At 68.4% G+C, this 1,847-nt stretch carries 3 protein-coding genes; all 3 read left to right on the plus strand.

Going from position 1 to position 1,847, the window contains the following annotated elements; all coding sequences use genetic code 11:
• Positions 1 to 69 precede the first annotated feature (69 nt).
• Positions 70 to 636: a dTDP-4-dehydrorhamnose 3,5-epimerase gene (gene rfbC / locus BN1233_RS18000; RefSeq protein ID WP_046864946.1), complete on the plus strand. Its 567-nt coding sequence runs from the start codon at positions 70 to 72 to the stop codon at positions 634 to 636.
• A 7-nt stretch (positions 637 to 643) separates the two neighbouring features.
• Positions 644 to 1,303 (plus strand): methyltransferase domain-containing protein, encoded by a 660-nt coding sequence (locus tag BN1233_RS43015; RefSeq protein ID WP_048707995.1) that lies wholly within the window; start codon positions 644 to 646, stop codon positions 1,301 to 1,303.
• A gap of 119 nt (positions 1,304 to 1,422) precedes the next feature.
• Positions 1,423 to 1,847, plus strand: a 425-nt coding sequence (locus tag BN1233_RS18010; protein WP_046864947.1) for an SDR family oxidoreductase, incomplete at its 3' end; no start/stop codon positions are given.

The raw sequence follows: 1,847 nt of genomic DNA on the forward strand, positions 1-1,847 counted from the left end.
TTGGGGCGAGCGGCTCGGGGTCGGCATGAGGCCCGGCATGGTCACAGGCGCGCGCCGCGGGAGCGGAGCATGATCGAGGTTACGCCAACTGCGATCCCGGCGGTGAAGATCGTCCGCCCGCCGGTGTTCGCGGATCCGCGCGGCACCTTCAGCGAGGTCTACAACCGCCAGGCCTTGGCGGCAGTCGGGATCGAGATCGCCTTCGTGCAGGACAACGTCTCGCTGTCGCGTCCGGTCGGGACGGTGCGGGGCCTGCACTTCCAGGCGCCGCCCTTTGCCCAGGACAAGCTCGTGCGGGTGGTGCGCGGGCGGATCCTCGACGTGGCGGTGGACCTGCGGAGGGGCTCGCCGAGCTTCGGGCGGCATGTCGCGGTCGAGCTGTCGGGTGAGAACCGGCTGCAGCTTCTGGTGCCGGTCGGGTTTGCGCATGGCTTCTGCACGCTCGCGCCCGACACCGAGGTGCACTACAAGGTCTCGGCGCATTACGCGGCCGCGCATGATCACGGGCTCGCCTGGGATGACCCGGCGCTCGGGATCGCCTGGCCGGTGAAGCCCGAGGACGCGCTTCTGTCCGACAAGGACCGGGCGCAGCCCAGGCTCGCGGACCTTCCCCCGGCGCTGACCGCGTGGAGCTAGCGCCGCAATGTCAACTTCCTTCACCAAGAGACTGCTGTTCACGCGCCCGGCGCGCCGCGCCATTGCGGGGGTCGCCCGGCTTCTCGCTAGCCTGAAGCCCAAGAATGGTGACCTCGAAGGAGACGCCGGGGCCGAGGCGGAGTTCCGGGACTGGCTGCAAGGCCTGCAGGCCCCGACTGTGGTCGAACTCGGGACCCGCCGGACCGAGACCGGCATTCCCACGGTTCGCCGGCACTGGGCCGGAGCCGATGCAACCTACATCGCCGCCGACTTCATGGCCGGCCCGGATGTCGACGTCGTGGCCGATGCCGAGCGCCTGTCGGAGACGTTTGCCGCGGGCAGCGTCGATGCCGTGATCGCGTGCTCGGTCTTCGAGCATATCCAGCGCCCCTGGCTCGCTGCGGCCGAGATCGGGAAGGTTCTGAAGCCAGGCGGCAGGGTCTATGTGCAGACTCATTTTGCCTTCCCGCTGCATGCCTATCCGCATGATTACTGGCGCTTCTCCCGCGAGGCCCTGGAGACCTTGTTCGCTGAGGACCATGGTTTCGTGAAGCGCACCAGCTTCTACCAATTCCCCTGTTCGATCCTCAGCGAGCAAGATCCTGTCGGGATCGGCCTCAAGAGCTACCTGAACGTCGGGATCGTCGCCGAGAAGGGGGCGAGATGAGGTCCGGGCTTAGAAGCTCAAATGGTCGGGGTGACGGTGGCGCGCGGCTTGCTAACCGCAACTTGCGCGCTGGAGCAGGCCTGGATGCCCATCATGTCACCAGCTAGAGCAGAAGAGTCATGCGCCTGCTCGTGACGGGCCGTGACGGGCAGGTCGCGCGGGCGCTGCAGGAACGCGCTGCGGCCCACAACATCACGGTCGTGCCGCTTGCCCGGCCGGAGCTCGACCTCGGCGCTCCGGAGACGATCCTGCCGGCGTTGCGCCGGGCCGGGGGCGACATCGTCGTAAATGCGGCTGCCTACACGGCCGTCGATCGGGCCGAGAGCGAGCCCGAGCTCGCCGAGAGGATCAACGGCACGGGTGCCGGCGCGGTCGCGGCCGCGGCCGCGAGCTTGAAGATCCCGGTCGTGCAGCTCTCGACCGACTACGTGTTCGATGGCACGTCCGCGCGACCCTATCGCGAGGACGACCCAGTCGGGCCAGTGAGTGTCTATGGCCGGTCCAAGCTGGCGGGTGAAGAAGCCGTTGCGGCGGCCACGCCGGA

Origin of the sequence: Microvirga massiliensis, from assembly GCF_001006805.1 — a bacterium.
Classification (GTDB): Bacteria; Pseudomonadota; Alphaproteobacteria; order Rhizobiales; family Beijerinckiaceae; genus Microvirga; species Microvirga massiliensis.

What these genes read in the sequence shown, in the direction of transcription:
- rfbC (WP_046864946.1), top strand. Translation starts at nt 70, where the DNA reads ATGATCGAGGTTACGCCAACTGCGATCCCGGCGGTGAAGATCGTCCGC.
- BN1233_RS43015 (WP_048707995.1), top strand. Translation starts at nt 644, where the DNA reads ATGTCAACTTCCTTCACCAAGAGACTGCTGTTCACGCGCCCGGCGCGC.